Genomic DNA, 3,786 nt, shown 5'->3' with positions numbered 1-3,786 from the left:
CCCCAGCCGCAGATCCAGTCCCAGAGGTCCCGGCCGAGGCTCCGGGGCCGGGCGCCCGCGCCTCGGTTCTTCCGCCGGCGGGCGTCCTGGCGGGCCTGCTCGGCCTTCGCCCTCTCCCACTCCTCGGCCGTGGTGTGGTGGTCGTCCTGCGTCATGGATTCCCCTCCTGCGTTTCTCGACGGCGGCCGCTCGCTGCCGCCGGTGAGGTCACCGGGTTCGACCGGCTTGGGTCAGGCGATGGGCTGGGTGACGGCGTGGCGCTGCTGTCCCTGCCCGAGGTGCCGTTCGGCGGCCGGCAGGAAGCACAGGACGCCTCCGGCGATCATGGCCAGGCCGAGCAGGCCGATGATGTACAGGCCGATGCCGGGGCTGACCCACGGGGTGTTGCTGAAGTGGTTGATGTTGGCGAAGCCGTCCACGGTCGCGAAGATGCCGACGAGCACGGCGAGGCCGCCGGTGGTCATGCGCACCCAGGTGACGCGCTTGAACCAGAGCAGGGCCCCGGCGCCGATGAGCAGGAGGAAGGACACCAGCAGCAGGTATCCCTCTTCCTTCAAGCCGGTGGAGAACCAGTTGGCGCTCTCCCCCAGCGCGGTGAGGACGGGCAGGAACAGGCAGAGGATGGCGAGGCCGCCGAGGCCGGCGAGGATGAGCGGGAGGTACTCGTAGACGGCCGGTATGCCTCGGAGGCGGTTGGGGAAAGCCGTCCCCGGTGCGGCCGTCGCTGCGGGCTCGCTGAACTCGCCGGCGGACTTCGCTGCCCGGTACTCGGACAGGGTGGGCTCGCGGCCGTGGTCCGCGGTGAACTTGTCGGTCCACTGCTGTTCGGTCATCGGGCTCGTCATGGCAGGCCTCCTCGGGGCACACAGCGGGCGTCCAGGGCTCGGACACCTCGATCCTAGAGGGTGGGCGGACAGGATAGGAGCGGTGTGGGACGCCACCTCCACAATGGAGGGATGAGCCTGCCCGAACGTGAGCGTCTGCGCCGCATCATCCACGAGGTCACCGCCTGGTCCGCGACGGCGCGGGAGATCGTCCAAGCACGCTCGGCCGTGGCGGCTGCCCGGGACGGGGCCGCCGCGGCCCTGTCCAGCCGGGTCCTTGAGGTGCGCAACGGCGAGAGCACGGCATGGCGGCTGTTTCCCCTGCACCCGGAGGACGCGCCTCTGCTGCAGGCCTTGGAAAACTGGAACCGGATGGTGCCGTTGGACGGGGGACAGCGGGCGTCGGTGGAGTCGCTGCTCCAGGGTCCGGATGAGGACGCGGCGGCCGTGGCCCCGCTGCTGTCCTGGCGGCGGGTGCTGCTCGGCGGTCGGCGGCGGGCAGCGGCAGAGGCGGCGGCCCACCGGCTGGTCGCCTTCCACCACGAGGGCATGCGCAATGCCGTGGAGGCGATGCTCGAGCGCATCCGCCCGGGCCGGGGCGTCCTGCCGGACGGACACGCCCTGATGCAGGCCGCCGCGGACGGACGGTTGCGGCTGCACGAGCACGTGGACGGCATCGGTGCGGCACCGACTCTGTTGGGTGCGGCAGAGCTGCCCGGGCTCGCCGAGGACGGGATGCGCGTGGAGCACGCGGTGCGCACGGAGGCCGAGCGCCGCCGGCTCGTGTTGGCTGCCGGGGACAGGGTGGTCCATAGCCTGGCCCGGGAGCGGCTGCAGCAGATGCCGGTGGAGGTCCTGAGGGACGTCACCGAGGGGCGGATCCCCGTGCAGCGACTGCGGGAGGCGGGGGTGGACACGGCGTGGGAGGCGTTCGTGCGGCGTGAGGAGTTGCAGCGGTACCCGGGCATCGGCGCGGTCATGGCGGAGCGGTGTGCGGCGGCTGCGCTCGGGCTGCACGGGCAGGTGCGGGAGGAGGTGTCCGTGGCGCTGGACCCCGGCCACGAGGATGCCGCTCCGCATGGCCCGCTGACCGAGCTGGTGCACCGGCTGCGCGCCTGGGAGCCGGTGCGTCCGGTGCACCACCGGGCCCGGCAGCTGGCCTTGGCTGCGGCCTTGGCCCCCGCGGCACGGGCCCTGTATGAGGGTGCCACGCATCTGCTTGTCTCCGCCGGGGATATGACGGCGGCACAGTTCCGGGAGGGCGTGCGGCAGGTCCATGAGTTCGCAGACGGGCTGCCGGATCCGGATCGTCCGGTGGGAGAGACGGAGGATGCCTGGGCGGATGTGGCGGCACGGCCGGCGGTGTTCGCCGCACTGCTGGAGGAGCTGGAGCTGGTGGCCGCGGACTCGCGCCGCGCAGAGGGCATGCTGCCGGAGGATGTGGTGGAGGCCGTGCGTGCCCAGCCGTTGGACCGCTCCGCGATGTCCGAGCACACCTCCCTGCGCGGGTACCAGGACTTTGCCGCTCGGTTCGTGCTGGTGCAGCGCCGAGTGCTGATCGGGGATGAGATGGGCTTGGGCAAGACCGTGGAGGCCTTGGCGGCGCTTGCGCACCTGTGGGCGCAGGGGGCCCGGCGGATGCTGGTGGTGTGCCCGGCAGCGGTGGTGCCGAACTGGATGCGGGAGATCGAGCAGCACACGCAGGTGCCGGCTCACCGTCTGCATGGCCCGGCCCGGTCTGCGGGCCTGGCCGCCTGGCGGCGTGAGGGCGGTGTCGCAGTGACGTCCTTCGGCTCGCTCGGAGCCGTGATGGGGGACCGGGACCGCCCTGGGCAACGGTCGGAGGCGGCCGCCGTGCTGGCGCCGCAGGCCCTGGTGGTGGACGAGGCGCACTATGCGAAGAACACCTCTGCCCAGCGGTCGGCCCGCGTGCGGGCCCTGGCCTCCCGCACCGAGCACGTGGTGCTGCTGACCGGCACTCCCCTGCTGAGCCGGCTCGAGGAGTTCCGGGCTCTGCTGGGGATCCTGGACGAAGAGCTCGAGCGTCGGACGGAGGGGATGGCCGGCCCGGCGTTTCGGGAGGCCGTGGCCCCGTGGTACCTGCGCCGTAACCAGGAGGACGTGCTGGTGGAGCTGCCGGAGGCGATCGAGGTGGAGGAGCTCGTGCCGTTCTCCGCGGCTGACGAGGACCAGTACCGGCAGACCGTGGCGGACGGGACGTTCGCGCGGCTGCGCCAGGCGGCGTTCCTGGCCGGTGCACGGTCAGAGAAGGTGCAGCGGCTGCTGGACATCGTGGCCGGGGCGGCCGAGGCCGGGCAGCGGGTGCTGGTGTTCAGTGCGTTCCTGGGCGTGCTCGAGGTGTGCCGGCGGGAGCTGGAGCGCGCCGGCGTGCCCGTCCGCGGGCCACTCACCGGCGCAGTGCCCCCTGACGCCCGCCAGCGGCTGGTGGACGGGTTCGGCGCGGCGCCGGCCGGTACGGTGCTGCTGGCACAGACCGCGGCCGGAGGGGTGGGCCTGAACATCCAGGCCGCCTCTGTGGTGGTGCTCTGTGAACCGCAGTTGACGCCTGCGGCGGAGGACCAGGCGATCGCCCGCGTCCAACGGATGGGGCAGCTGCACCGCGTGCAGGTGCACCGGCTCGTGTCCGAGGAGGGCGTGGACCGGGTGCTGGCCGAGCGGCTGGAGGCCAAACGTGTGGTGTTCGACGAGCACGCCCGTGAGTCCTCCCTGCGCGATGCCGCCCCGGAGGCCGTGGACATTACGGACACCGAGTTGGCCCGCCAGGTGCTGGCCGCCGAGCGCACACGGCTCGGGATCGGCTGACGGCCGGGCGCGGCGAGGACGACGGATTCAGAAGCCGGAGCGGCTCCACCGCCGGAACGCGGCGAGCGCGCGCCACAGCCCCACGGCGATGGCCGCACCGCTGATCGCGTAGCTGCCGGCGTCCGAGGAGACGAGCCCC

Annotated in this window: 2 protein-coding genes; one reads left to right on the top strand and one right to left on the bottom strand. The window is 72.8% G+C overall.

The features are described 5' to 3' along the window. Positions 1-230 precede the first annotated feature (230 nt). Positions 231-845: a hypothetical protein gene (locus FM125_RS07695; RefSeq protein WP_087134197.1), complete on the bottom strand. Its 615-nt coding sequence runs from the start codon at positions 843-845 to the stop codon at positions 231-233. 111 nt (positions 846-956) lie between these two features. Between FM125_RS07695 and FM125_RS07690 the strand changes: the two genes are divergently transcribed. Further along, entirely contained in the window at positions 957-3,647 is a 2,691-nt protein-coding gene (locus FM125_RS07690) for a DEAD/DEAH box helicase (RefSeq protein ID WP_087134196.1), read from the top strand. The last annotated feature ends 139 nt before the right edge of the window (positions 3,648-3,786 follow it).

It is taken from the genome of Micrococcus lylae, assembly GCF_900163825.1.
GTDB lineage: Bacteria > Actinomycetota > Actinomycetes > Actinomycetales > Micrococcaceae > Micrococcus > Micrococcus lylae.
The sequence above is the reverse complement of the archived record's forward strand: the minus strand, read 5'-3'. Positions and strand labels throughout refer to the sequence as shown.

Excerpts from the sequence above, each read along its gene's own strand:
- FM125_RS07690 (WP_087134196.1), top strand. The coding sequence starts at position 957 with ATGAGCCTGCCCGAACGTGAGCGTCTGCGCCGCATCATCCACGAGGTC.
- FM125_RS07695 (WP_087134197.1), bottom strand. The coding sequence starts at position 845 with ATGACGAGCCCGATGACCGAACAGCAGTGGACCGACAAGTTCACCGCG.